This is a genomic window from Zunongwangia profunda SM-A87 (assembly GCF_000023465.1).
In the GTDB taxonomy this organism is placed as follows: Bacteria; Bacteroidota; Bacteroidia; order Flavobacteriales; family Flavobacteriaceae; genus Zunongwangia; species Zunongwangia profunda.
This window is the reverse complement of the sequence record NC_014041.1, coordinates 3,288,967-3,315,692: the sequence shown is the minus strand read 5'-3', so window position 1 is coordinate 3,315,692 and position 26,726 is coordinate 3,288,967. Positions and strand designations below refer to the sequence as shown.

Sequence of the window (26,726 nt, the reverse complement as noted above, 5' to 3'; positions counted from 1 at the left end):
CGTATTAATAAGATTAATTCAACCAAAAAATTACGATTACATGGCAGATGATAAAAAAGTGATATTCTCGATGAGTGGGGTTACTAAAACCTACAAATCTGCGAATACACCGGTTTTAAAAAATATATACCTGAGTTTTTTCTATGGAGCAAAAATCGGGATTCTTGGTCTTAACGGTTCTGGTAAATCTACCCTATTAAAAATTATCGCAGGTAGAGATACAAACTACCAGGGAGATGTAGTATTTTCTTCAGGATATAGTATTGGTTATTTAGAGCAGGAGCCGGAGTTAGATGAAGATAAAACTGTTCTTGAGGTTGTAAAAGAAGGTGTTGCTGAAACTGTTGCAGTACTGGATGAGTACAACAAAATTAACGACATGTTTGGTTTGCCTGAGGTTTATGAAGATGCTGATAAGATGCAAAAGCTTATGGATAAGCAGGCAGAACTTCAGGATAAGATTGATGCCAGCAATGCATGGGAATTAGATACCAAGCTGGAAATTGCGATGGATGCCTTAAGAACTCCGGAAGCTGATAAGAAAATTTCAGTATTATCTGGTGGGGAAAGAAGGCGAGTAGCGCTTTGTCGCTTATTACTAAAAGAGCCAGATATTCTACTTTTAGATGAGCCAACCAACCACCTGGATGCCGAATCTGTACATTGGTTAGAACACCATTTAGCACAATATAAGGGAACGGTGATTGCAGTGACGCACGACCGTTATTTCTTAGATAATGTTGCCGGTTGGATCTTAGAATTAGATCGTGGTGAAGGAATCCCATGGAAAGGAAACTATTCCTCCTGGTTAGATCAAAAATCCAAGCGATTGGCGCAAGAGCAAAAACAGGCAAGCAAGCGCCAGAAAACTTTAGAACGCGAACTGGAATGGGCGAAAATGAATCCAAAAGGTCGCCAGTCTAAGCAAAAAGCACGTCTTAAAAATTACGACAAGCTGCTGAGTCAGGACCAAAAACAAATGGATGAAAAGCTTGAGATTTACATCCCAAATGGGCCAAGATTAGGAACAAACGTAATCGACGCGAACGGTGTTAGTAAAGCATTTGGAGATAAATTGCTTTATGAGGATCTTAATTTTAGTTTGCCGCAAGCAGGAATTGTAGGAATTATAGGACCAAACGGTGCCGGTAAAACCACAATTTTTAAAATGATAATGGGTGAAGAGCAGCCTGACAAAGGAACTTTTGATGTTGGTGAAACGGCAAAGATCGCTTACGTAGATCAAAGTCACTCTGATATTGATCCTGAAAAAACCATCTGGCAAAACTTTAGTGATGAGCAGGAGCTTATCATGATGGGAGGCAGACAGGTAAATTCACGAGCTTATCTAAGCCGATTTAACTTTAGCGGGAGCGAGCAAAATAAGAAAGTGAATATGCTATCGGGTGGTGAGCGAAACAGGCTTCACCTGGCCATGACATTAAAAGAAGAAGGGAACGTATTGCTACTGGATGAGCCTACCAACGATCTTGATGTGAATACCCTAAGAGCTTTAGAAGAAGGCTTGGATAACTTTGCAGGTTGTGCTGTGGTCATTTCCCACGACCGTTGGTTCCTGGATAGGGTTTGTACGCATATTCTTGCTTTTGAAGGCGACTCGCAAGTATATTTCTTTGAAGGTAGTTTCTCTGATTATGAAGAGAACAAGAAAAAACGTCTTGGCGGTGACGTAATGCCAAAACGAATTAAATATAAAAAATTAACCAGATAGTCATACCCTATAAGGCTCCTTAACGGAGCCTTTTTTTATACTGCTTCTATTGATTTTATGTAGTTAAGAGGTAAGATTTTTCATGGCAAAATGAAGAAGTCCGCTTGAATTTTTAAGGTTTAGTTTTCTAATCATGTTTTTACGATGGGTTTCGATAGTAAACTGGCTACGGTGCAGGATTTCCGAAATTTCCTTGGTGCTTTTTCCATCTTTAATTAATTGAAGGATTTCTAACTCCCGATTAGTCAATTTAAAATCGCTGGTCCATATTTTAATATTGCTTACCGCTTTTGTGTGTTCTTCATAAAAAGCAGTCTCTCCAATCCTTACTTTTCTTATGGCTTCAATAAGCTCGTTAGTATGGACAAATTTTGGCAGATAACCAGCAACACCTATAAATTTAAGTTTATCCAGAATGTTTTTTTCAAAAAGCATAGATAAACAGATGATTTTTAGAGAAGCGAAATAAGGCTTCATTTTTTCAGCAATACTAATTCCAGAATTCCCAGGCAGATTTATATCGAGTAACAGCACATCGGCTTTATGGATTTCGTCGCTTTTCAGCATGGTTTCCCCATCCCTAAATGTGGCGATAACCTGTAAATCGTCGATAGCGTCTAAAATTTGCATGAGTCCTTCTGTAAATAAGGAATGATCATCAACCAGTACGATTTTTATTGCTTTCATTTTAAATAGGTATTTCGATGATACTTATCATGCCTTTCCCGGTATTCTCTATATGAAATATTCCTTGGTGATAAGAAACCCTGGATTTTATATTTTTTATTCCCATACCATTAGTGTTTTCTTTTTTTAAGCCTATACCATTATCTTCTATCTGAAGGCTGCAGGTACTTTCATCACAATTTAGGGTAATGTCAACAATCGTTGCCTTCGAATGTTTTATGATATTGGAAATAAGCTCCTGAAAGATTCGATAGATATTAACCGCTTTAATGTTTTCTATGGTATGGTCGTCTCCCAATAGGGTAAGATTCACTGCTATTGAAGTATTCTTAAAAAGCTCTAAGTCCTGCTGAATAGTTGTGTATAAACCAATTTTTTCTATTTCTTTAGGTGATATTTGGTAGATTAAATTGCGAAACTGGTCTTTTGCAAGATTGAATATTCCTGTAATTTGCTTTTCATTCTTATAGGGAGCTTCCAGTAAAAGACGCAAGGCATTCATAGTATTTCCTAATCCGTCATGAAGATTTCTTGCAATGATCTGGCGTTCATTTTCCTGTACTTCAATGAGTTCTTCGCTTAGTTTTTCACTTTTTAATTTAGCAGCGGCTAGATTTTGGTTCATTTCATTAAGCTCTTTTCTATAATTCAATAAGAAAGCAATCGTTAAACTTAAAATTTCAAAAGCAACGCTGTTAATGATGTTCCCTGGTGGCATGTAAATGGTTGCGCCCCCTACCTGAAAAGTATTGGTGATATAAAAAAGTAGCGAAAGAATAAGTAAAAAGTTACAGCAGATGTAGTAAACGGATTGTTTATTCTTTTTGTAAATCGAATAAAACAGGTTGATCACCAATACCGTTAAATTGATTAAAAATAAAAGAAATAGCAAAAGCCGATATTGGTCAAAAAAAGCGGTGTTTTGCGGAATAACGATCTTGATCACTACAAAAAGAATAAGAATAAACAAGATGAAATTATTGATAAGGTTTAATATCGAATTCCATTTTGGGAAATGCTCTTTGTGAGCGGTAAAGTATTGAAATACTTTTGTGTGAAAATATGACGATAGCAGCACAAAAAACATTTTTGGGAAGTGTGTCCAAAAGCGATGAAGAAAATCGGGAACCAAATGCACATCGTACATATATTCTATGGCATTAAAGGCCATCATGCTTAAAATATAGCCAAACATAAAACCATACAGTTTTCTTCGTATAAGGATAAACAGGAATAGATTGAATAAAGCGGTGAAAGTAAAGTAGCCAAAGTACCGGCCTAAAAGGAATGAATTATTAGCCTCATAAATAAGAATATCTTCCACCGTAGTAAAATCTGTAGGAAAATATAAATTAGAGTGTCCCTGTAATTTAGTTTTTAAAATCAAAGTTTTGGTCTCGAAAGCTTGCATTTCAACCTTAAAAGAAAGACATCGAATTGGCGTTGGTCTTTCTTCAAGTTTTTGAGCTACAGAGGTTTCTCCAATTTCTATGAGCCGGCCATTTTTCAATTCGTATAAAGTGAATAAAATTCCGTCATTATAAAAGCTCCAATAATAGTCCTCTGCGAAAGCCTGATCGTTTGTAACCTTTAATGAAAAATAATTTAAGCAACTGGTAAACCCTAGATTTACGATTCGGCTAGGAGCCATATCCTGGAATTCTCCTTTGTTGAAATGCTGAATTATTTCTTCTTTAGATTCTGCCTTGCAGTCCTCAAATCTTTGGAAAAAGTCAACAATATGCTGTGAGTACACTCCTTTTACAAAAAGTGTATCGTCTTCTGAAGCATTTACAGAAAATGCGAGAAGAAAGCAAATAATAAGAAAATACTTGTTTAGCACATTAATTTTCAGTGGATTGGAGGTGAAAATAAAATTAGCTAAATAGATTGAAGGATAAATACCCAATGACAGGTATTTTTTGAATAATTCTGAAATTAGTCGGTTTTCAGCTTAATTTTTAAGTTTTCAGCATAATTCTTTATCGTTTCGATATCATTTTTAGTTTCTACGGCTTCCAAAGCACTACTGAAAAAGCACTTAGCTTCGGAAAGAATTATATCTTTATAGTAATCTTCTTTTTGTTCTTGCTGAAGTAAATAGTGGAACATCACGCCAATTTTTTGAATGATAATTAGATCGTGTGAGCAGTAGGTTCTAATGGTTACCAGTATATTATAGAGTAAATCTTTAAAATCTACGGTATTCAATTTTAAAAGGCACTTATCGTTGCGGTTTATAATACTCGAATCCTTTTTTAGCATTCTAAGGGCCAGTAATTCGGTTAAATAATCGATAGCATTTACCGCGGTACCGGGATCATTAATCCCGGGAGACATTGCTTTGGCAATAATTTCAGTAATTTGTTTAAAAGCCAACACGTAATTATCGGCAACCAGTTCTTTACGTGCAAAATTGAAATTCGCTAAAATTTCATCTAATTTTTCATCATCCAGTTCTTTTTCTGACCGAAGAATTGGGGTGCCTTTAAGAATAAAAATACCTTTTATAGGTAAAACATGAAATTTGGTTTCTATTTCTTCACAAAGATCAAGCATGTTCGCAATCGATAGGTTTTGAAAATACCCACTTTTTTTTGCTTCATAGACATGCCAGCTATCCGTATCAGGGAAACTGTCCGTTTGATTTCGCTCACTGTCCAATAATTTATAAAGCCTGTTTCTGGATTCATGATAAATATACTCGAGGATATTACTTATTTGAATGCTTTGGGAAATGGTATGGATAAAATAGATAAATGCTCCCATACAGATCACTGTAAAAAGAATACCCAAAAATACTGAAAATCCGGGTAAATCTTTTGGGGGTGCGTCCGGATCTATAGCAACCATGATAAAAATACAATAGAGTATGGTTGCAAGATAAATCCCTAAGACTGTTTGGTGTTTACGATCTGAAATTAAGCCGGGCAGTAATCTTGGAGAATAATTATTGGTGGCCTGATTAAGCAATACCATTACCATAGAAAAGCTAAACACCATCATCGAGATGAGTCCCGTAATTATTGCTCCTAAAACGCTTAGTGCCGTATCTCCGCTATTAACAATAAGAGACGGAAAGTTTTTTCTTAAAAGACCTGAAGCTCCATGTTCTTCCAAGAATAAGGTTAGAAATGTAAATAGAAACCCTAATAAAGCGATTACGGTTGGATAAAATGCGATCCGACTGCGAATAGCATTAAAAAAAGAAAGTAGCCGGGTAAATAGTTTTTTCATTTGACAGTTAATATGAAGCTAATATAGCTGTAAAAACCCTAAACATGTTAAAAAGTCATGTTAAAAACCGTTATAACTGCCAAAATGACGTTAAAATTTAATTGGAATTTAAATTGCTATTAGGTAAGTGTTCTTAAAAGAAATAAAGTTTAACAAAAAATATAAATGTTATGAGTCTAATTAAGAGAAATGAAAACTGGTTGCCATCTGTATTTGACGATATGTTTAAAACAGATTGGTTAGGAGGAACTACAAACGTGAATAATATAGGAACAAGGATTCCAGCGGTTAATATTCACGAATCAGACGAGAATTTTATCGTTGAAGTTGCAGCTCCTGGAAAATCCAAAGAAGATTTTAAGATTGAATTGGATAACGATGTATTAACCATTTCAGCTGAAGAAAAATTAGAAAAAGAAACTTCAGAAAAAAGCGGAAAATATACTCGTAAAGAATTTAGCTATAGTACTTTTAAAAGAGCATTTAGTTTACCTGAAACAGTAGATAATTCTAAAATTTCTGCGAATTACAATAACGGGGTTTTAGAAATTGCACTTCCAAAAAAGGAAGAAGCTAAAGTGCAGGCTAAAAGAATGATAGAAATATCTTAAGTTTAGGTTATTTAGTTAGTTAAAAAAAGAAAGCCGAATTATAAGATTCGGCTTTCTTTTTATTTCCAGGGTTTTAAATCTTAAGTTATTCGCCCTTTTCTTCAGGAATATATCTTAAAAAATACATGGTATCTCCACTGGGATGATCCCATTTATTGAAAAGTTGAAATCCGAATTTTTGATACACAATCGCGTTTTTTCGCATTCTTGTTTCCGCATAAAGCGGTAAATTATAAAGCTTAGCGCGTCTGTAAAACTCATTTTTCATTTGTACACCAACCTGTGTGCCGGGGCCACGGGATTCTTTGAGGATTCCCCAAAACCAGCAGTACAAATATTCACCTTCCTGTGGACGCTGTTTCTTGATATAATTCTGGGTTTTTAAAATTTTATAGGCATTTTTTATACCCGTAACATTAAAAACTAAGCCTAATTCTGACCAGGCATTTTTCCAGAAGTTTTCATCTTTTTTACTGGTTTTAAATAAAATAGCAATCCCATTTCCATCTTCACTTACAATAAGAGCATCTTTTTCAATAGCTTTATTCACCATGTGTTCAGCAAGATATTTATATCTTTTGTGCTCGTTTCCTCCCTTTTTAACCACATCCATAGATGATGGGATTTCTTTTAAAAGGATGGTCACTTTTTTAATAATATCTGCTTTTTCTTCCTGAGTCAAAATTCGATCTTTTAGACTGCGAATATAACAAAAATCAAAGGTTTTTTTATTTGGTAATGCTATGGTAATTTTTAGTTTTCCTTTCTTAATTTCTGTTTAGCATTAGTTCAAATTATGCTTTAAGTCCACTTAATTTTTATATTGACTGATTTTGTAGTTAATTTAAGCTTAAATTTATCCCAATGATGAAGAAAATCCTTTTCCCCCTCTTGCTACTTTTCTTATTGCCGGTTTTTGGGCAATCTTCGATAGAAAGTGATTCCATAAAAATCAGAGAAATTTATAACATTGCATTAACCAATGGTAAAAGCTATGATTGGTTAAGGCATTTATCCAATAGTATCGGTGGTCGCCTTTCTGGATCCTACAATGCGCAACTTGCGGTAGACTACACTAAAAAAGAGTTGGATAGTCTTGGCTTAGATAAGGTTTGGCTACAGGAAGTGATGGTGCCAAAATGGACCCGAGGGGTTCGTGAATACGCGTATATCGAAACGATTCCGGGAAGTGCTACACCTGTTAATATCTGCGCTTTGGGAGGTTCTATTGCTACCCCTGAAGGAGGAACCAAAGCTGAGGTTATCGAAGTGAAGGGCATTGAAGAACTTTCCGCACTTGGCGAAAATAAAATTAAAGGTAAAATTGTCTTTTTTAATCGACCAATGAATGCTACAAATATCCATACGTTTAAAGCTTACGGAGGCGCAGTAGATCAACGTGCTAATGGAGCTGCTGAAGCTTCAAAATATGGGGCCGTGGGTGTACTGGTTAGATCGATGAACCTTAGCATCGATGAATATCCACATGCCGGTAGTATGTATTACGGTGATATTGCTGAAGATCAAAAAATTCCGGCTGCGGCCATTAGTACTAAGGATGCTGAATATTTAAGCTCGGTTTTAAAGTTGCAAAAAGATCTTAAGGTCTATTTTAAAATGAATTGTGAAACCCATCCGGATGTAAAAAGCTATAATGTTATTGGAGAAATTACGGGAAGTCAGTATCCCGATGAATATATTGTTGTAGGAGGGCATTTAGATTCTTGGGATTTAGGAGATGGCTCTCACGATGATGGAGCGGGCTGTGTACAATCGATGGAAGTATTACGACTGTTTAAAGAGATGGGGTATAAGCCAAAAAGGAGTATACGCGTAGTCTTGTTTATGAATGAAGAAAATGGATTGCGAGGCGGATTAAAATACGCTGAGGTTGCCAGGGAAAAAAGCGAAGATCATATCTTTGCCTTAGAAAGCGATTCGGGTGGTTTTACACCACGGGGCTTTACGTTTCATGCTGATGATGTCCAACTTGAAAAACTACAAAACTGGTCTCGCTTATTTGCACCGTATTATTTACATATTTTTAAAGAAGGAGAAGGAGGTGCAGATATTGGTCCGCTTAAAGGTGATGGAACGGTTTTAGCGGGTTTACAACCAGATTCTCAACGTTATTTTGATTATCACCATGCTGCTACAGATACTTTCGATAAAATCAATAAAAGAGAACTCGAGTTAGGTGCAGCTAGCATGACATCTTTAATTTATCTGGTAGATAAATACGGTTTATAATTGATAAGGTTCCCGGCGATTAACATATCAAATCCGAATTTTAACAAAGAGGAAGATCTCACTTCCTTTTTGCTTTTAGATGCCTTTATCTATAATGATACTGAAAGTTATTTTCAGGAATATTTAAATGAGGAATTGTTTTGTGATAGTCACGGAAAGATTTTTAAGATCACAGGCAAAAAACAACCAAAATCGATTTTTAGAAAGCTTTTTTTCTTTTTGCCCAATATCTATAAGGTAGAATTGATTTTTGAAGCTACGAATGAATATATAACATTAGATGATCTTCGAGATTTTATGATTGAAAGAATAAAAACTTTGGGTTATGGCAAGTTTGAAGTAAAGTGGATTCTGGAGCTCCAGAAAGCAAAATCTTATGAAGAATTAATTTTAGGAAAACAAAACTAAGTATCTTCTATTTTTCAGATTCTTAAATTGGATTTTTTAATGATAAATCAATTTGAAGCCGGATAAAAGCCATTATCTTTGCGCACTAAATTTTTGGTTTTGCAGCTTTCAGATTACACAAAAGAATTCAGGAAAAATCTAAACATAGCCTATCCGGTGATGTTAGGTCAATTGGGACATGTACTTGTTGGTCTCGCTGATAATCTAATGGTAGGACGATTAGGTGCTGCGCCCCTTGCCGCAGTTTCCTTAGGAAATAGTTTGGTGTTTATTGCACTTTCTTTAGGGATTGGATTTTCTTTTGCGATTACTCCGCTTATTGCTGAGGCCGATGGTTCTGGAGACATCGAAAAGGGAAGAAGTTATTTTCATCACGGGATTATTCTTTGTGGTATAAACGGTATACTTCTTTTTCTACTGCTATTACTGGCAAAACCACTTTTATATTATCTTGATCAACCTCCTGAAGTAGTAGAGTATGCTATGCCTTATCTTGAAATTGTAGCTTTTTCGATGCTCCCTTTAATGATATTTCAGGCCTATAAACAATTTGCCGATGGTTTATCTCAAACCAAATATTCAATGTATGCTACTATATTAGCTAATGTGGTTAACGTATTATTCAACTATTTATTAATTTACGGAATTTGGGTTTTTCCAGAGTTGGGTTTAGAAGGTGCAGCGATAGGAACATTGATTTCAAGGTTCTTTATGCTTTGGTTTGTGTGGGAAATTTTAAGACGAAAATCTAAATTTAAACCCTACTTCGTTTGGTCTAAAAAAGAATTATTCAATATAGATATTTTTAAGAAGATTTTAAATCTTGGTCTGCCAACTGCCTTACAGATGTTATTTGAAGTAGCTATTTTTACAGCGACCGTCTTCCTGGCAGGACTTTTAGGAACAAATCAGCAGGCAGCAAATCAAATTGCTTTAAATTTAGCCTCGATGACCTTTATGATCGCGGTAGGCCTTGGGGTTACTGCAACCATACGCGTTGGAAATCAAAAAGGATTACATCATTATAAAGATTTGAGACGAATTGCCATGTCGGTATTCCTACTTGTCTTTATTATTGAAGCTGTATTCGCAGTAGGTTTTATTTTGTTGAAAGACTGGTTGCCTACTTTTTATATAGACAATGCCGAAGTTGTACTTTTATCGTCACAATTATTAATTGTAGCGGCCTTATTTCAGTTAAGTGACGGAATGCAGGTAGTAATTCTGGGGGCCTTACGAGGTTTACAAGATGTAAAAGTCCCAACTGCGATTTGTTTTGTTGCGTACTGGATGATTGGTTTTCCGGTGTCCTGGTATTTTGGAAAAGCTGAAAATATGGGAAGTATGGGAATCTGGATGGGCTTACTGGCAGGATTAACGGCTTCTGCATTAATGTTGTATTTTAGATTCAATTATTTAAGCCATAAATTGATTGCAAATAAACCGAAAGAAATTAAAACCGAAACTGTTTAAAAATATATACCATGGAATTTCCTAAATTTTTATTGGGTGATAATACCGACTATTCAGATGCGATTTTTGTGATTCACACAGAGTTCCCCCGTTTCATTATTAATCTTGAAAATGATGAGGTGGAATGGCTTGAAGATTTTGATAAAGCAGATGAAGAAGAACTGGCGAATGAAGCCGAAAGTTTGATTCAGCAGGCGAATGACTTTTATGATCGCGAAGTATCCAGATACGAGGAGGACTAAACCAGTTATGTGCTTTTGGGCACATGCACAAGGTATTTATTAGTAATGATTTTAATTTCGAGGTATCGCGATCTCAGTCTCGAAAGCTACCGTGTCCACACTGTAACGGAGCATTTAATCTCGATTATGGAATAAAAAAAGTATGGAAGAATTAATTGAATTAGATCACAAATTATTTCTTTATTTAAACAATCTTGGTTCTGCAACCTGGGATTGGATGTGGATTGCTATTAGTAATAAATGGATGGCGATCCCACTTTATGCTTTTCTGTTATTCCTTCTTTTTAAGAAATTTGGCTGGAAGTATAGTGTGATCACAATGATTTTTATTGCACTCTTAATCACCTGTACCGATCAAATGGCCAACGTATTTAAAGACTTTTTTATGCGTCCGCGTCCTTGCAGGCAGGAAGGCGTAACCCAATTTGCCAGGATCGTGGCAGAGCGCTGCGGTAAATATGGATTTTACTCGGCTCATGCTTCAAGTACGTTTGCTGTAGCAATTTTTTTAGGATCTATTTTTAAAAAGAAAATTCCTGGACTTATTTGGTATTTATTAATTTGGGCCGCTTTTGTAGCCTATAGTCGGGTTTATCTTGGCGTTCATTATCCCGGTGATATCATTGTAGGGGCCATTTTTGGGACATTATACGGGTATCTGCTTTATTTACTTCAACAGTTTACGCTTAATAAATTAAAATTGGTGTAGTATATAAATAGTGGAATCTCCATATCATCAACTCCAATAACTTCTATTTTATTTTCAATTCTATTCTCCTGTACCCAAAATCTTTCTTCAGGTAATTCCTTATATTTTTTAGACGCAGTTTTTATTGTCTTTTTCATGATTTTTAAAGCAACCGATTGCGTATTCATTTTATATGTAATTTTTACGCTTAAAATTGAAGCATTATTAATATTTTATCCTCATTAACTATAATTTAATCTTTAATGAAGTATTTTTTTACTATTTATAGTTGATATTAACAATTTATATAGTTGAAAAAGGAGAGTAATTTTACTTATAATCCATCTTTTTAAATTATTTATAAAATTTTAAAATACTGTATTACAGTTATTTAAATATAAATCGCATTGCTTATAGTCATTTTGAATATAAAAATTAACGCAACCGATTTCGTAATTGGTAATTTTATAATATATTTATCATATCAAAAAATTAACCTATTAATTTTTGTCATTCTAATATGATTTAAATCTCTTAATTTAAAATTTATTAATATGGAGGAAAAAATTACTAACTATGTAAGGAGTTTGGGCAGGATGCCCAAATTTTCACTTCTGTTTTTCTTGTTGGTATTTACTGGTGCGTACGCCCAAAATACAACAGTAAGTGGAGAAGTGGTTGACGCAGATGGATTACCACTGCCGGGAGTAAATGTTTTCATTGTAGGAACCAGTCAGGGAACAACAACCGATTTTGATGGTAACTATACGTTAAATAATGTGCCATCAGATGCTACCCTTAGTTATAGCTTTATGGGCTATCGAGCTCAGGATATCGCAGTTAACGGGCGAACACAGATTAACGTAACCATGCAAGACGATACCGAAGCTTTGAGCGAAGTGGTCGTGGTGGGGTATGGTACACAAAGTAGGGAATCTGTTACTGGATCAGTGGTTTCAGTAAAAGGAGAAGAATTAAACGAAGTAAAGACGGCTAACTTTCAAGAAGCACTTATAGGACGTGCCGCTGGTGTTAATATTTCTACCAACAGTACCAGGCCAGGGGCATCCCCGCAGGTTCGAATTCGTGGTACCCGATCGCTTTCTGGTAATAATGATCCTTTAATTGTACTTAATGGGATTCCTTTTTCTGGTGGTCTAAGTGATATCAGTCCTAATGATATTGAAAGTCTTGATATACTTAAAGATGCATCTGCCACAGCTATTTACGGCTCACGGGGTGCCAATGGTGTTATCCTTATCACTACAAAGTCGGGAAGACAGGGGCAAAAAGCTACATTTTCTTATAATACATACTATGCAGTAAAAGACGTGTTTGCGAAATATCCAATGATGAATGCAGCGCAACTTACCCAATTACGTGCAGATGTTGCAGCTCATCCTAATCAGGGTGGTAGCCCAATTTATGGTTTGGGTGGCGATGAAGATCTTGCTAATGATACAGACTGGCAGGATCTTTTATACGGAACCGGACTTCAAACAACTCATGATATTAGCGTAAAAGGAGGTTCTGAAAAAGGCTCTTTTAATATAGGAATGGGGTATTTTAAAGAAACATCGGTGGTGCCAGAAGATTCTTTCCAGAGATATTCTTTAAGAGCTCAGGTTGATCAGGAAGTAGGTTCTTTATTTAAATTTGGTTTGAATTCAGTAATGAACTTCAACAAAAGCAGTAGTATTGTAGGAGTATTTGGTGCATTAGCCGCCTCGCCGCTCTTAAGTCCGTATGATGAAAATGGAAATTTTTTAGAATCTGTGAGGCTTCAAACAGAAGCTGATAACCTTTGGATTCCTACCAGGAATGAAGTAAACCGAATAGGAGATAGAAGGAAAAATGAACAATTGGATTACGGCTCTTATAATAATATTTATGCTGAAGTTAAAATACCATGGATTGAAGGATTGAAATATCGACTTAATCTTGGTTTAAATTTTAGAACTGATAGAGATGGAGACTTCACAGGGCAGGGCGTTTTTAATTATAACGAACAAAACCCCTCATCTGGAAGCTATAATAGTTCTATAACAAGAGATTATGTTGTAGAAAATCAAATACTATACGATAGAACATTTGCTGAGAAACACAAAGTAAACTTCGTGGGATTATTTTCTGCTCAAAATACACAGTATGACAATGTAGGCTTAACAGCAAGGAATATTCCTGATGAGTCTTCTTTATGGTATAATCTGGATTCAGCAATTTCTGAGGATATAACAAATTACGGAACCGGATATTCTGCTACTGGATTACTGTCCTATATGGGGAGGGTAATGTATCAATACGACAATCGTTATTTGATGACAGCGACCATACGTGCCGATGGTTCATCTAGATTAGCCCCGGGTAATAAGTGGGTGACCTATCCTGCAGTATCTGTAGGATGGAATATTGGTAACGAAAAATTTATGGACAATGTAAGTTGGCTAAACCAATTGAAAATACGTGCCGGTTACGGTGAGACTTCCAACCAGGCAATAGCCCCTTATTCCGTTCAGGGTAGACTCGGTACGGTAAATTATAACTTTGGTAGTACATTTGCTACCGGTTACTTTATAGATCAGGTACCTAATGCCAACCTGGGATGGGAATTTTCTCAGACGTATAACTATGGTCTTGATTTTGGACTGTTTAATAACCGCTTATCTGGTACGGTTGAATATTATATAACCAAAACCAATGATATTTTATACGCACTGGGACTTCCTGCATCATCTGGTGTAGGAAATATAACCAGTAACATAGGTAAAACCGAGAATAAGGGAGTTGAAATCTCATTAAACGGAACTATAATTGATAATCCAGATGGTTTTACTTGGGATGCCGGAATCAATCTTTACAGCAATCAAAACAAAATTACTGCTCTAGCTTCGGGACAACAACGAGATGAAGGAAACCTTTGGTTTGTTGGCTCTCCTATTAATGTAATTTATGATTATGAATATGTAGGACTTTGGAATGAGTCTGATCCGGATTTTCAGTACTTGCAACAATATGAGCCGGGTGCCAGTGCTGCAGGGATGATCAAAGTACGATATACCGGGGAATATAATGCAGATGGATCTCCGGTACGCCCCATAGGAGCTGATGACAGGGTAATTATAGATCCAACTCCAGATTTTCAGGGTGGTTTTAATACGCGTTTAGCTTATAAAAATATCGACTTGAGTATGGTTGGAACCTTCCAGCACGGTGGTACTTTGGTGAGTACACTCTATTCATCCAGTAGTTATCTTAATTTGCTAACCGGTAGACAAAATAACGTTGCGGTAGATTATTGGACGCCAACCAATACAGATGCAAGATATCCTGCTCCGGGAGGACTTCAAAGTGGAGATAACCAGGAGTATGCAAGTACGTTAGGGTATTTTGATGGTTCGTATTTAAAAGTTCGTTCAATTACTTTGGGATACAATTTTGAACAAGATTTTATTACCAATATTGGACTGCAGAGGTTACGTGTTTATGCATCTGCACAAAACCCGTTCGTACTTTTTTCACCTTTTCATGATGAATCTGGTTTAGATCCAGAGATTACAAATTCAGGAGTTGATGGTAATGGTAATCGTCAAAATTCCGCTGTAAATACTAGTAATATTTCCAGGGGTATACCAACTATTGGAACTAACATTCCTTCTACAAGAAATTATTTGATAGGCTTAAACATTTCATTTTAAATAGAAAATATGAGAAAATTTAGAATTATACCTATAGCCATATTTTCAATGGTGTCGGTATTCGGTTTAAAATCTTGTACAGATGATATACTGAAAGAAGAAACAAGAGGAGTATTTACTCCAGATTTTTTTACTACAGAAACTGGGGTTCAGGGAGGATTAACATATTTATATCAGAATATGCGAAACGTCTTTGGATTTGCATATTATTTAAACTTAACAGAAACAGGTACAGATGAATATGTTGCCGCCCAAAGTGCCAATAATAACTTTTATGATTTAGATCTTGCCGGGCAAGGTAATTTAAGTTCAGAAAGTGGATTTTCAGTAGGTGTTGTTTGGGGAAATGCTTTTCCCGCAATAAATACGGCTAGCGGTATTATTGAAAATGCTGAAGGGGTAGGACTCGATAATTTGCTAATTGCAGAAGCAAGGTTTTTTAGGGCATTTAATTACTTTTTATTAGTGCAAAATTATGGTGGTGTACCACTAGATTTGGGTTCTGGTGAATTAGCATTTAATAATTCTGCCGTTAGGACTTCTGTGCGTAATACAGTACCTGAAGTTTATACCAGGGCTATTTTGCCAGATTTACAAACAGCTGTAAACGATTTACCTGATAATCCGCGTTTAACCGGAGCAGTAACCAAGAACGTAGCTCGGCTGTTTTTATCAAAAGCTTATTTAACCTATGCCTGGTGGTTAGAGAATCCTAATAATATTCCTACCTATCCTGAAACGCCAAGAACAGATCCGGATGGTCAGGATGCTTCTTATTATTTCCAAAAAGCCTATGATCTAGCTGTTGAGGGAATTGAGAATCCAGGCCCTTATCGTTTACTAGATTGTTTTTATAATGTACATGTGGCCACGAACGATCGTCATGATGAAATGATGTTATATGCAGATCGTACTGAAGATAGCCAACTTTATAACGGGGCAGATTTAGGATATAGTGGTCCAGAGGGTAGTGCTAATACAGCAGTTTGGATGGTAACATCTAACTACACCAGTATAAGTGTGGATGGCGTTTCTGCAGTACAAAGAGAAGCTGCTCAAAGTTATGGTAGGCCTTGGACAAGAATGGCACCACCTATTGGTGTATTAACAGAAACTTTTGAAGAGAAAGAATTAGATTCTCGCTATGATGCTACATTTGTCACCAGTTATAGAGGAAACTGGGATAAAGGTGGTGCAACTGAACCTACATTAACGGCAGCCAATGGTATGGAAATAGCCCCAGGTGATGCGGTGATATCATTTTTAGATGAACATAATGATAATGTTGTTTATGTAAATGGTGCTAACATCGGAGGGGGAGAACTTCCAGGAAGATCAGATTATGTTATAAACCCAGATGAAATTAATAGAAGGTTTTATCCAGGTTTATGGAAATTAGGGACTTACCGCACGGATAACGGAGGTGGTTTAGGATCTCCTAATGGAGCACTAACCCGTCCTTTTCCAATAGCAAAATATTCTGAATTTTATTTCCTGGCGGCTGAAGCAGCCGTAAAAGGAGCAACAGGAAGTTATAGTGCTTATGATTTAATTAATGTTATTAGGGCGCGAGCCGGCAAATGGTGTTATGATAACGGCGAACAGGAAGAACGTATCGAGGATAATAGTGCGGCCATGATAGCAGCGACGCCAGATGTTATAGATATCGATTTTATTTTGGCAGAGCGTTCCCGGGAATACTTTGGTGAAGGCTATCGTTGGTATGACCTGGTACGTACTCAAAAATGGAACGAATTAGCTGGATCTTATATGATTGGTGGCAATGATGCCACAGATCATACCCCAACCGTAACGAATAGGAATATTGAGCCTTATCATTATTTAAGACCAATACCTCGCGGACAATTAGATAATCTGGATGTATCACAAGCAGAAAAAGATGCTTACCAGAACCCTGGCTATCAATAGAATTGAACTTTTTAAATAATATAGAAAAGAGAGCTTTAAAGCTCTCTTTTTTGTTTTTTACAGCTAAATACAGGTTTTAATTCGTTTCTGGATTTTTGGCTGTAATAAGTTTTTCTCTGGAATATGGTGTGGATTTTCTTGAGAAGAAATTCTCCTATAGTTTATAGTAAATAAACTAATTGAGCCTTGTGTCCTGTAAATATAGGATCCATGCGGCCTGGATCGGGATAATTAATTTATCAATTATCACTACCCTATTTTTATTCTTTGCTTTTAAATTTAAACGCTTATTAATAGTGATCCACACTTAACTTTCAATTACTGACTTCACTTATAAGCGCCAATCTCCTTGCTTATCCCAGGATTTTCTTTTTGATATTCTATGATATTTTAAACAGAATTTTTAGATAGAAAGAAGAGTAACAAAAAGCCGGGTACCACCCGGCTTTACTCTAATTAAACTAAACTAATTGTATATGGAACATACAATTATTCTTTTGGCGCTAAGTAAGTCTGTAACGGATTTGAGGTATTGGTTTCAATAATAATTTGCTGTAACACAACTCCCGGATCTACCGCATAAATCTTTAGTTGATGCACCCCTTTTTCTAAGCTTAGATCCTGAACAACTTTAGTGACATTATTACTTACAGCAATGCCCCAGTGATCTTTAGTATCCTTAAGCAAATTCAGGGTTTTTAGCGTACCACCATCTATGGAGTAAGCAAATTTGAGTCCGCCATTATCGAGGAAATCTAAGCTTGGTGAGATTAAAAAGCTCATTTTTGCTGTAGTATTTTCTTTAATCGTAAATTGATACGTTAGGCTTGCATTTTCAGAAGCTTCCTGACTAAAACTGCTCTCTGGTCTTAAGGCAATGTCTCTTCGCCCTAAATCAGGAATTATTTCCCAGCCTTTGTTTTCCAAAAATTTGTTTGCAGGGAGACTTATAATTCCGTTTTTAGCCACAAAACCTTTAGGAGCAAAACTAAATGGCTGGTAAGAAACCTCTATGTTTACTTTTTCATTATCAGATTGAATTACAAAACTTTCTTTGGTACTGTTCTTAGGTAATTTTTCAGAAACTAATGCTAAAACGATACGCTCCTGTTCACCAATTTCAGCTTTAGTTTTAGAAGCTTTTAGCCATTTAGGCAATTTCTTTAGTTTAACTTCTAATTTTTCATTTCCGCGGTTAAAAATTTCAACATAAGATTCAGTATTGTTTTTATCGAATATTGGTAAGCTAAGATCCGTGTTTTTTGGAAAATAATCTTTGCTATTCGGTATAGCCACACCTAAACCAGCTGCTTCGGGAACTTCAATATTAATCGTTTCCGGCTTGATATTTTGCTTAGGATCGCTCCAGGAAGAATAACCAATATGAGGCTGAAAAATCATATGGTTCCACTTGCCATCTTCAATAGTATGATAGGCTGAAGTCAATGCTTCATCTTTATCAAAATATTCTGAAACCTTTTCTGCAAGAGTATTAGTGGTATTTCTTTGTTGTTCCGCATAAAGCTTGTTTTTAGCCACTGCGATATACATTCTGTTTAGATTTGCGGAAGCTTTTACCGGGTGTAACACCAGTTGAAAATAAGCCGATTGATACTTTGGAGCCAATTTTTCAGCAATTTCATCTGCTTTTTTTTCTAATGTATTAAATTCATTTAGGATTTCTTCAGCTTCATTAAACTGCGTTAGACTATAGGTTCTTTCAGATAGCAATTCGGGTTTTCTTCGGCTGTTATACGTGGTATATTTTTGTAGCAATTCTCCAATTTCAGGCGCATACTTTTCTCCAAATTGAGCGGCAGCCCATTGTTCAGGATAAGCCTTTAGTTCTTCAATTTTAATAGCTTCCGGATTCCACGCATAATCTAAAAAGAAACTAATAGGGTACTCCATAGGTTTTAAATCACCAACATTTACAATCCAAACCTTACGGGCATGATAGGCGTAAGCAAGCGACATCTGCTCGTAAACTCTGGAAATTTGAGTGGTATTTATCCATTTATAACTTCTTGGCCCGCCAACATAGTCAAAGTGATAATAGATCCCATAACCTCCGCTTCTAGTACTATCTTTAAGTTTAGGCAGCTTTCTGATATTTCCCCAGTTATCATCGGCAAGTAGTAAGGTTACATCATCAGGTACGCGCATTCCCTGATCGTAATAATCCTGAACTTCCTTATAAAGTGCCCAGACTTGCGGTGTTTTTTCAGCTGGTTTTTGGGTCACATCGCTTATAATCTCGCGCTGATCTTTAACAATACGTTCCAGTAAGCTAATGGCGGTGCCTTCAGTCATTGGTTCATCCCCATCGCCACGCATGCCAATGGTAACCAGGCTTTCACGGTCGCCCATTCGTTCAATCCCCTTGCGCCAAAAGCTTTTTAAAGTATCTGCGTTGGTTTCATAATTCCAGTCACCGCTACCATAGCGTCCCCATTCAGCCTGGGCGCGCATCAGTGGTTCGTGGTGAGAGGTTCCCATAACGATGCCATATTTATCTGCTAAAACACCATTTTCAGGATCATCATCATAAAAAGCTTTTCCCCACATTGCAGGCCACATATAATTTCCTTTTAAGCGTAGAATAAGTTCAAAAACCGGCTCATAGAATTCATGATTAAACTTACCGTAATTTTCGGTAACCCAACTGGATAGGGCAGGAGCTTCGTCGTTAATAAAAATCCCACGATACTGAACTTTAGGACCGGTACTGGTTAAGCCAGCGTTGTCAATATACAATTCATCTGCTTTTTTTGCCGGCACATCCGCCCACCAGTACCAGGGAGAAACACCAATTTGCTTTGACAGTTCGTATATACCGAAAATAGTTCCGCGTTTATCGCTACCAATAATCAAAAGATCTTCCCCTATTTTTTGAATGCTATAGGCTTCCCATTTTCCCTGAATTTTAGAAACGTCGATGTTTTGATGCTGAATCAGGCTATCGATCATTTTATTTCTACCAATAGTCCCAATAATTACATTTCCGTTTCCTTTTACTTCGGAAATAAACTCAGGTAATTTTCCGGTAACTCGTTCAATATCTTTTTGAAGGTTTTTTGCGGCAATATTTACCCCTTCAAAATCTGAAGTGTCCAATACTAATTTTGAAGTCTTTTTGCTGGTTACTAAACCGAAACTGCCCTCGCCAGATGTATGTGAGACAATATTATTTTGTCCATATACCAAGCCACTTAACAGAATACAAAGCGCTGAAAATAAATGCTTGCTACTTTTTACTGAATTTGATAACTGAATCATAAACTTGTTTTCTCTGGTAATTTTCATCAAATAATAATGGATAGTTTTTTCGTCCTTCTACAGGATAGTGATCCAACCAGGAATAGCGATCTGCAATATTCCAAAAAGTGATCCCGGTAAGCTTATCTCGATATTCCCTAAATACTTTAAAGAACTTTTGATAGGCTTCTATTTGGGCAAGTTTACGTTCTTCGGTAAACTCATCTGAATCGCCCGGGCGTCGTTCCCGTTGTTCTTTTTCCCATTTATACAGAGACACATCCAGTTCGGTAATCTGCACATCCAGACCGGTTTCCGTATACATTTTTAAAGCCTGTTGTAACTCCTCTTCACTTGGATTAAAAACAGACCAGTGTCCCTGTATTCCGATTCCGTTTATCGGCGCTCCTTCCGCTTTCAATTTATCGATTAGTTTTAAAACGCGGTCTCTTTTTTCCGGAATAATAATATTGTAATCATTATAAAATAACTTGGCATTGGGATCGGCTGCGTGAGCAAATTCAAATGCTTTGGTAAGAAAATCATCTCCGATGATTTCAAGCCACTTTGAATTTCTTAGAAAGTTCTGCGGATTATCGTCAATTGCTTCATTCACCACATCCCAGGCATATATTTTTCCTTTGTATCGACCAACAACCGAGTCGATATGAGCTTTCATTCGGTCTAGTAAGACCTCCCTGCTAACATCATTGCCCTTGTCATCTTTAAAAATCCAGTCACCGGTTTGTTGATGCCAAACCAGGGCGTGACCGCGTACTTTAAGCCCGTTTTCCTGAGCAAATGCTACTATTTTATCGGCTGGTGCCCAGTTAAATTCATCTTTTTTTGGATGAATTACCCCCATTTTCATTACGTTTTCAGGAGTTAAGCTGTTATATTCCGCTAAAATTAATTCTTTTGATTTTCCTTCAAGTGAAGCCGGTGAAACCGCAACGCCCATAGGGAAATCTTCGGCAAAATAATCTTTGAGTCCTTTTTCTTTCTTTGGGTCTTCTTTAGCAGTAATATCCTTTGTTTTTTGCTGATCCTTACACGAAATAATGCCAAAAAGCAATAAGATCAAAAGATAGTGCAGTTGTTTTTTATGTTTCATTTTTTACGCATTATGTATACCAGGTTCAGGTCTGGTTAATTCTTTTATTGTTTTGTTCGATCATCGAAATTAAAAGCTCCGAGCCTTGGCTCAGGATCGTTTACTTTGTATGCTTAAAAGCCAATTGAATTACCACCATCGATAGGTAACACTGTTCCTGTAGTGAATTTTGAAAGATCTGTGGCATAATAAAAAACAGCGTCACCGATATCTGCCGGTTCGCCTAATTTACCCATAGGAGTTCTTCCCAGTACTTTATTTTTTCTTTCGGGATCACTATCTAAAGCTTTGCTGGACATATTTGTTTTAATAAATCCGGGAGCCACGCAATTTACCCGTATGCCAAACTTCGCCAAATCTACTGCCATAGCTCTGGTCATACCTTCTACCGCAGTCTTACTTGCAGAATAGGCAATAACATGTGGAATTCCGTATTGCGCAGCCATTGAACTGATGTTGATAATACTTCCTTTGCCGTTTTCCTTCATCACTTTTGCAACTTCCCGGCTTATAGCAAAAACGCTGGTAACATTTGTATGCAAGATGTTCTGAAATTCATCATTTTCGACTTCCAGAAATTCTTTTTTCATGTTGATTCCTGCATTATTAACCAGGATGTCGATTCTGCCTGCTTCTTTAGCAATTTCGGTAATCGCCGCAGGGATTTTATCCAAATCGGTTAAATCTAAAATAAATGGTTTTGCGTATTCGCCAATTTCTTCGCAGGCTTTTAAAGTTTTTTCTTTGTTTCGGCCAATAACGTATGTAGTTATTCCTTCATTACAAAGTTTTTTAGCTGTGGCAAATCCTAGTCCGGCGTTACCACCGGTTACTATAGCAGTTAAATTCGAGTTCATATCATTTTTAATTCCATGAAGGGCTTATACCGGGAGCATAAGGCAGCTTCAATGATTTATAATAGTTTAGGTCTTTTGTCATTTCAGGAATGAAATCCGGGAAATCCATTTTCGAAAATTGCTGAAAATAAAGCAGGCAAGCATTTCTCCATTGTTTAGCTTCTTTTAACTGGATGTTCAAGAGCATATTTGTTTTTTCGAAAACCTGCGGATTTACATATTTCTGCATTTTTTGCCAGGTTTTCTGCATACCCTCAACCTGTTCAACTCCTTTTTGATAATGCGCTGCAATTTCATACCAAAGTGTTTTTCCACTTTTCATTTTATAGTCCCAGGGTAAATGATGAAACCAAAGCAGATATTTGTCTGGAGTTGTTGCGGGATCACTATATTTTTTCTGAATTTCCGGGGCGTATTGCTCTAAGGCATTACTTCCGCTTGAAGTTCTGTCAAAGCCAATTCCGTCTGCGGCTGCTTTATGATAATATACTGATGTCCAATCTGGTCTGGGCATATCTTTAACCCATGGCCCGGGGCCCTGATGATGATTTGCTGCCATAATATGATGTAATCCAAGCGGCGTCATATAATTAACGACCGCTTCTCTGGATTCTAGTAATAATCTGGTCATAGGATCTACAAAATCGCTATCATTCGTAAAGGTCATTTTAAGCCAATCTTGTGCTATGGTTTTAGCACTGGTTTCCGGATCCCAGGCAAGCCTGCCGAAGCCATACCAGTTTGCCTGACCAAAAGGATGGCCCGTCCAGTTTTTTGCCGTTCCTATATTAGCTACACCCGCCATCCCGGTAAGCTTTTTATTGCTTAGTTGTCCATCTATTATTTTGGCTACTGTGCTTCCTTTGCCTTGTGTATAGGTGTCTTCTTCTAAAACTTCTTCAAAAAGTTGAGGTAGGAAGACCAAATGAGACATTCCGCCCAGATATTCCTGTGTGATCTGAAATTCCATCATTAAAGGAGTGTTTGGCATGGCACCAAATAAAGGATGGAAAGGTTCTCGTGGCTGAAAATCGATAGCTCCATTTTTTACCTGAACCAACACATTATCCTTAAATTTTCCATCAAAAGGTTTAAATTCTGAATAGGCCTGTTTTGCGCGGTCTTCAGGTTTTTCTTCAGAATATACAAAAGCACGCCACATGATAATCCCATTGTGAGGAGCAACAGCTTCAGCAAGCATATTTGCACCATCTACGTGAGACCTTCCGTAGTTATTTGGACCTGGCTGTCCTTCAGAGTTCGCCTTTACTAAAAAGCCTCCAAAATCGGGGATTGCAGCATAAATCTCGTCAGCTTTATTTTTCCACCATTGCTTAACTTCAGCATTAAGAGGATCGGCCGTTTCTAAATCACCGGTTTCTATAGGTGCCGAAAATCTTGCGGTTAGATAAACCTGAATGCCATAAGGTCTAAAAACATCAGCCAGCGCTTTTAGTTTTTGAATATATCTTGGGCTTAATACCAAAGCATTAGAGTTTACGTTAGTGAGTACAGTACCGTTAATCCCTATAGAGGCGTTGGCTCTGGCATAATCGATATATTCCTGTTTTATCAATTCAGGTAATAAATACCAATCCCAGATAGAGAATCCGGCATATCCGCGTTCCACACTTCTATCCAGATTATCCCAATGATTTAAAAGTCTTTTTTGAATTTTAGGCGAATCCGATATTGATAATTTTGATAAGTCATTGCGCAATTGCATTTGCTTAATGAAGTTGAAAACGCCATATAATAAGCCCTTCTCTGTAATAGCTGAAATGATGATTTGTGCATCTTTGCTATCTGAAATATATTGGATAACATAAGCTTCATCATTCATTTTGGAGATTTCAGGTAGCTTTTTTTGTAACGAGGGATCTAACTTGTCGAGCGTAGAAATGATAATATTAGGTGTTTTGGAATCGAATTTTGGTTCAATACCCAATAAACCTTTAAAAGCTTTTTGGATTTCTTCCTTAATAACAGTGCCGGTAGCCGAATTTAAACTTAAGTAGATATTAGAAACCTGATTTTTATAGGTTTCAAGAATATGCTGTTCTTCAATATTATCATATTGCAGCCACAGATCATAAGGATTTTGACTAAAAGAAAGGGAGCTAATCACTATTAGAAATAAGCAGAGTATGTTTTTTTTCATTTTGAGACCTTGATTTAACTAAACAAACGATTGCGGATTGAAAATTATGTAAAAAAAGAGTGTAAACAAAATAATTTACGCAATCGGTTGTTTTTAATTTGATTTTATGTTTTATTTGTTAACTCACCTCATTAATCGATTTATGTTAAAATTAAACTGTAAATATTATCAATAATGAAAAAATATAGACAGCTCTTTGCTATCATGTTAATGCTATTTTTAACGGCAATCATGCATGCCCAGCAGACCAAAATCGATAAATCTGAATTTGATTTTTACGATACAGATTTATCAATGGACGAGAGAATAGACGATTTAATAAGTCGGCTTACGTTAGAAGAGAAAGCACAGCAAATGCTAAATGCCAGTCCCGCCATTGAAAGATTGGGAATTCCTGCTTATGATTGGTGGAATGAAGCTTTACACGGTTTGGGAAGATCTGGGGTAGCTACTGTATTTCCTCAGGCTATCGGGATGGGGGCTACTTTTGATGACGATTTAATTTTAAAAGTATCTACAGCGATTTCAGATGAAGCACGTGCTAATTTCAATAATGCGGTAAAACATGGTTATCATAGAAAATATGGCGGACTAACATTTTGGACGCCTAACGTGAATATATTTAGGGATCCGCGATGGGGTAGAGGTCAGGAAACTTATGGTGAAGATCCTTATTTAACTTCCAAATTGGGAGAAGCCTTTGTAAAAGGTTTACAGGGTGATAATGATAAATATCTAAAAACGGCTGCTGCGGCAAAACATTATGCAGTGCACAGTGGGCCAGAGAAATTAAGGCATGAGTTTAATGCAGATGTAAGTGAAAAAGATCTTTGGGAAACTTATCTGCCGGCTTTTAAAACTTTGGTAGATGCCAATGTAGAAACGATCATGTGCGCTTATAACAGCACGAATGGCGAACCTTGTTGCGCGAATAACCGCCTAATAAATGATATTCTTAGAGATAAATGGGGCTTTAATGGCCATGTGGTGAGTGATTGCTGGGCGCTACAGGATTTTGTAAGCGGTCACGATATTGTAGAATCACCAGAAGCTGCTGCTGCTTTAGCCGTAGAAGTAGGTATAGAATTAAATTGTGGAGATACCTATAATTTTTTAGCAAAAGCGGTAGAAGACGGTTTGGTTTCAGAAGAATTGGTTGATAAACGTTTGCATAAATTATTAGAAACCCGGTTTAAATTAGGTTTGTTTGACCCTGAAGAAAGCAATCCTTATAATAAAATTGGGGTTGAGGTGATGAATAGTGACGAGCATAGAGCTTTAGCCAGGGAAACGGCTCGAAAGTCTATCGTTCTTCTTAAAAATGACGGAGTTCTTCCGTTAAAGAACAATCTTTCAAAATACTTTATAACAGGTCCAAATGCTACGAATATTGAGGTGTTGTTAGGCAATTATCACGGAGTAAACCCGGATATGGTAACCGTTTTAGAAGGCATCGCAAAAGCTATAAAACCTGAGAGTCAGTTACAATACAGAATGGGAACAAGGCTTAATCTTCCCAATGAAAATCCACAGGACTGGGCTTCGCCGAATGCCGGAAATAGCGATGCTACCTTTGTGGTGATGGGAATTTCTGGACTTTTAGAAGGTGAAGAAGGAGAATCTATTGCTTCCCCAACGTTTGGTGATCGTATGGATTATAATTTACCGCAAAACCAGATCGATTATTTACAAAAAGTTAGCGAGGCGGCAGAAGATCGCCCGGTAGTTGCTATTGTAACCGGTGGTAGTCCGATGAACTTAACTGAAGTACATAAACTTGCAGATGCGGTATTACTGGTTTGGTACCCTGGGGAAGAAGGCGGGAACGCTGTTGCCGATATCATTTTCGGTAAAAATTCACCTTCAGGTAGATTGCCAATCACTTTCCCAATGACTATTGAAGATCTTCCCGCCTACGAAGATTATACGATGGAGGGTAGAACTTATAAATATATGGATGTAGTACCCATGTATCCCTTTGGTTATGGTTTAAGTTATACCGATTTTGAGTATTCTGAAATTAAATTATCTAAGGATAAAATAAAGAAAAAAGAATCAGTAGAAGCTCGTATTAGTGTAACAAATACTGGTGATTTTGAAGCCGATGAAGTGGTGCAGGTATACTTAAAGGATGTAAAAGCTTCTTCTCGTGTACCTAATTTCGAACTGGTAGCTTTTAAAAATATTCATCTTAAAAGAGGGGAATCAAAAGAACTGACTTTTGAAATTACTCCTGAAATGTTGAGTTTTATTGATGACAACGGAAAGGAAAAGCTGGAAAAAGGAGCTTTTGAAATTTATATAGGTGGTAGCAGTCCGTTGAAGAGAAATGAAGAACTAGGAAAAAAAGCGCTAAAAAAGATCCAATTTCAGCTAAAATAAGA

At 36.7% G+C, this 26,726-nt stretch carries 19 protein-coding genes; 10 read left to right on the top strand and 9 right to left on the bottom strand.

Features of this window, described 5'->3' with window-relative positions:
* Positions 1-40: 40 nt before the first annotated feature.
* Positions 41-1,732 carry an energy-dependent translational throttle protein EttA gene (gene ettA, locus ZPR_RS14460; protein ID WP_013072469.1) on the top strand — a complete coding sequence of 564 codons (1,692 nt, stop codon included), beginning with the start codon at positions 41-43 and terminating at the stop codon, positions 1,730-1,732.
* 63 nt (positions 1,733-1,795) lie between these two features.
* Here ettA and ZPR_RS14455 read toward each other — a convergent pair whose 3' ends face one another.
* The 3 genes from ZPR_RS14455 to ZPR_RS14445 all read right to left on the bottom strand — a co-directional run bounded on the left by ZPR_RS14455 (position 1,796) and on the right by ZPR_RS14445 (position 5,656).
* Complete coding sequence (locus ZPR_RS14455) at positions 1,796-2,419, bottom strand: response regulator transcription factor (RefSeq protein WP_013072468.1); 624 nt, start codon at positions 2,417-2,419, stop codon at positions 1,796-1,798.
* Position 2,420: 1 nt separating this feature from the next.
* A complete protein-coding gene (locus ZPR_RS14450; RefSeq protein ID WP_148211739.1) occupies positions 2,421-4,262 on the bottom strand; it encodes a sensor histidine kinase in 1,842 nt (613 codons plus the stop codon).
* A 95-nt stretch (positions 4,263-4,357) separates the two neighbouring features.
* Entirely contained in the window at positions 4,358-5,656 is a 1,299-nt protein-coding gene (locus ZPR_RS14445) for a DUF2254 domain-containing protein (RefSeq protein WP_013072466.1), read from the bottom strand.
* 170 nt (positions 5,657-5,826) lie between these two features.
* Here ZPR_RS14445 and ZPR_RS14440 point away from each other — a divergent pair, with 170 nt between their 5' ends.
* Positions 5,827-6,267, top strand: a complete 441-nt coding sequence (locus ZPR_RS14440) for an Hsp20/alpha crystallin family protein (RefSeq protein WP_013072465.1) — start codon at positions 5,827-5,829, stop codon at positions 6,265-6,267.
* Positions 6,268-6,352: 85 nt separating this feature from the next.
* On the opposite strand, the gene ZPR_RS14435 is transcribed toward ZPR_RS14440, so the two are convergent.
* Positions 6,353-6,949, bottom strand: coding sequence for a hypothetical protein (locus ZPR_RS14435; protein ID WP_013072464.1), 597 nt, complete (start codon positions 6,947-6,949; stop codon positions 6,353-6,355).
* 185 nt (positions 6,950-7,134) lie between these two features.
* On the opposite strand from ZPR_RS14435, the gene ZPR_RS14430 reads away from it, so the two are divergent.
* The 5 genes from ZPR_RS14430 to ZPR_RS14410 all read left to right on the top strand — a co-directional run bounded on the left by ZPR_RS14430 (position 7,135) and on the right by ZPR_RS14410 (position 11,349).
* The gene (locus tag ZPR_RS14430; RefSeq protein ID WP_041580027.1) at positions 7,135-8,517 is read left to right on the top strand and encodes a M20/M25/M40 family metallo-hydrolase; all 1,383 of its coding nucleotides are present in this window, start codon (positions 7,135-7,137) and stop codon (positions 8,515-8,517) included.
* Positions 8,518-8,925: a hypothetical protein gene (locus ZPR_RS14425; protein WP_041578961.1), complete on the top strand. Its 408-nt coding sequence runs from the start codon at positions 8,518-8,520 to the stop codon at positions 8,923-8,925. It abuts the gene before it with no gap.
* A gap of 99 nt (positions 8,926-9,024) precedes the next feature.
* A complete protein-coding gene (locus ZPR_RS14420) occupies positions 9,025-10,398 on the top strand; it encodes an MATE family efflux transporter (RefSeq protein WP_013072461.1) in 1,374 nt (457 codons plus the stop codon).
* An 11-nt stretch (positions 10,399-10,409) separates the two neighbouring features.
* Complete coding sequence (locus ZPR_RS14415) at positions 10,410-10,640, top strand: hypothetical protein (RefSeq protein ID WP_013072460.1); 231 nt, start codon at positions 10,410-10,412, stop codon at positions 10,638-10,640.
* 142 nt (positions 10,641-10,782) lie between these two features.
* Positions 10,783-11,349 (top strand): phosphatase PAP2 family protein, encoded by a 567-nt coding sequence (locus tag ZPR_RS14410; protein ID WP_013072459.1) that lies wholly within the window; start codon positions 10,783-10,785, stop codon positions 11,347-11,349.
* On the opposite strand, the gene ZPR_RS23440 is transcribed toward ZPR_RS14410, so the two are convergent.
* On the bottom strand, positions 11,313-11,516 hold the full coding sequence (locus ZPR_RS23440) for a hypothetical protein (RefSeq protein ID WP_041578960.1): 204 nt from the start codon (positions 11,514-11,516) through the stop codon (positions 11,313-11,315). The genes ZPR_RS14410 and ZPR_RS23440 overlap by 37 nt on opposite strands.
* 366 nt (positions 11,517-11,882) lie before the next feature.
* Here ZPR_RS23440 and ZPR_RS14400 point away from each other — a divergent pair, with 366 nt between their 5' ends.
* Both ZPR_RS14400 and ZPR_RS14395 read left to right on the top strand, forming a co-directional pair.
* Entirely contained in the window at positions 11,883-15,023 is a 3,141-nt protein-coding gene (locus tag ZPR_RS14400; protein ID WP_013072458.1) for a SusC/RagA family TonB-linked outer membrane protein, read from the top strand.
* A 9-nt stretch (positions 15,024-15,032) separates the two neighbouring features.
* Positions 15,033-16,952: a RagB/SusD family nutrient uptake outer membrane protein gene (locus ZPR_RS14395; protein WP_041578959.1), complete on the top strand. Its 1,920-nt coding sequence runs from the start codon at positions 15,033-15,035 to the stop codon at positions 16,950-16,952.
* A gap of 489 nt (positions 16,953-17,441) precedes the next feature.
* On the opposite strand, the gene ZPR_RS14390 is transcribed toward ZPR_RS14395, so the two are convergent.
* From ZPR_RS14390 to ZPR_RS14375, 4 genes are all read right to left on the bottom strand, one after another.
* On the bottom strand, positions 17,442-20,258 hold the full coding sequence (locus ZPR_RS14390) for a glycosyl hydrolase 115 family protein (protein WP_233421306.1): 2,817 nt from the start codon (positions 20,256-20,258) through the stop codon (positions 17,442-17,444).
* Positions 20,200-21,324 carry an endo-1,4-beta-xylanase gene (locus ZPR_RS14385; protein ID WP_013072455.1) on the bottom strand — a complete coding sequence of 375 codons (1,125 nt, stop codon included), beginning with the start codon at positions 21,322-21,324 and terminating at the stop codon, positions 20,200-20,202. Before ZPR_RS14385 ends, ZPR_RS14390 begins: the two co-directional genes overlap by 59 nt.
* Before the next feature lie 113 nt (positions 21,325-21,437).
* Complete coding sequence (locus tag ZPR_RS14380) at positions 21,438-22,181, bottom strand: SDR family NAD(P)-dependent oxidoreductase (RefSeq protein ID WP_013072454.1); 744 nt, start codon at positions 22,179-22,181, stop codon at positions 21,438-21,440.
* A gap of 7 nt (positions 22,182-22,188) precedes the next feature.
* Positions 22,189-24,342 (bottom strand): alpha-glucuronidase family glycosyl hydrolase, encoded by a 2,154-nt coding sequence (locus ZPR_RS14375; protein WP_041578958.1) that lies wholly within the window; start codon positions 24,340-24,342, stop codon positions 22,189-22,191.
* A 174-nt stretch (positions 24,343-24,516) separates the two neighbouring features.
* Here ZPR_RS14375 and ZPR_RS14370 point away from each other — a divergent pair, with 174 nt between their 5' ends.
* Entirely contained in the window at positions 24,517-26,724 is a 2,208-nt protein-coding gene (locus ZPR_RS14370; RefSeq protein ID WP_013072452.1) for a glycoside hydrolase family 3 N-terminal domain-containing protein, read from the top strand.
* The last annotated feature ends 2 nt before the right edge of the window (positions 26,725-26,726 follow it).